General features: G+C 39.6%; 2 protein-coding genes. Both read right to left on the reverse strand.

Annotated elements, in window-relative coordinates; all coding sequences use genetic code 11:
• Nucleotides 1-83 precede the first annotated feature (83 nt).
• A complete protein-coding gene (locus FZC41_RS17065) occupies nucleotides 84-1,121 on the reverse strand; it encodes a tyrosine-type recombinase/integrase (protein WP_148568653.1) in 1,038 nt (345 codons plus the stop codon).
• On the reverse strand, nucleotides 1,111-1,628 hold a 518-nt coding region (locus FZC41_RS17070; RefSeq protein ID WP_148568654.1), incomplete at its 5' end, for a tyrosine-type recombinase/integrase. The genes FZC41_RS17065 and FZC41_RS17070, both read right to left, overlap by 11 nt.

Here is a 1,628-nt window from a genome sequence, read left to right on the forward strand (position 1 = left end):
TATCCTCATTATTAGAAAATCCTCAGGATTGGATGAATGCCGCTTAAACCAGCGATTCTTCATTCAAACCTGAGGATTAATCTTTACCTCAAACCACAAAGTTTAGCCATTTTTTCTTCACTGCATGCTGTCCATAATGGTTCTTCGCTTTTTTGTTCTGGTGTTTCCACAGATTCGATGGCGATTCTAAGCATTTCTATCGATGGTTTTGCATAGACTTTTGTTGTTTCAGTAGATGAATGGCCCAGGATTCTTGAAATCAGCTCCAGTTCCACACCGTTTTGGTAAAGATCAGTCGCCCTGGTTCGTCTAAACATATGTGGATAAACTTTTTCTGGTATCTCTAAACATTTTTCGCTTGCACTTTTAGCATACTGTCGTATAAAACGCTCAACATTTCCAGAAGACATTTTATCTGTGGTGCCTTTGATTTTTGTATAAAACACATATGGGTTTACAAGGGTTTCCTTTTTATGATAGATCGATAAATATTGTTTAAGGTGATCTCTCGTTTTTAGCGTAATTGCAACAATCCGTTCTTTATTTCCTTTACCCGAAATTCTGATATATGGGTTATCCGTATGTAAAGAAAGATCTTTTAGTCTCAGGCTTAACAGTTCATCGACTCTGATTGCTGAATCATACAGAAGGATCATGATTGCACGGTCACGCAATCCCATTTTCGTATTTTCAGGTTGCTGTAAAATAGCAGCTAGCGCTACTGCGGTTAATGTTTGCTTCTCTTTTTTCGGAACTCTGCACTGCGGTATCCTGGCGATGCCTAGTGCAACCGACTGGACTGCAATATTTCGATCAGAGGCAAACCGTAAATATGATTTTAAAGCGGTAAGTCTTTGGTTACAGGTGCCAGCACTATTACCGTTTTCCTTTAAAAAGATGATAAAATCCTGAATGCATTTCTGACTGCAGTCATCAAATTTAAAGACAGCAACAGATCGGTGCTGCGAATCAAACAGATAGCGTCTAAAGACGGTCAGTGAGTCCCGGTAGGATTTAATGGTTTTGGGACTTCTTCCTAATTGCAGTGGTAGATATGTTTCAAGAAACTCCAAAGTCATTGAAAAAAACAACGAGTAGGTGTCAACTTTCTTATTCTTCATATGGAATCACCTCCGGAATGACGCCATACGAAACGACATCTTTCTGGCGTACAATCTGAAATGCCCTGTCCACCTGATGATAATAGTAAAACGTATCACTCACATTGGAATGCCCCAGATATCTGCTAAGATAAGGCATCATGGTGTTTAGGCTGATGCCTTCCCGCATCCATTCGTTCATTCTGTCCACTACAAATGTATGTCTGAGCGCATGGATGGTTGGTGCTTTATCACAAAGTTCTGCAAATGGCGTCAGATTCCAGAATTGTTTGAATTTTTTATCCAGGCTCGTTTTATGGATTGGTTTGTGTGGATCACTACCAGGAAAAAACCATTCTGTTTCAGATATTTGGGCATCCATTCTTTTTTTGTAAAGACTGCATAGTTTTGTGACATCTTCGGACATAAATACCAGTCGATCCTTATTTCCTTTCGACTGAATGATTGTCAGAATGCCCTCATCGAGGTTAACATGCTCTTTTTTTAGATGTGCGGCTTCTGCTAACC

Origin of the sequence: Acetobacterium paludosum, from assembly GCF_008086595.1 — a bacterium.
GTDB lineage: Bacteria > Bacillota > Clostridia > Eubacteriales > Eubacteriaceae > Acetobacterium > Acetobacterium paludosum.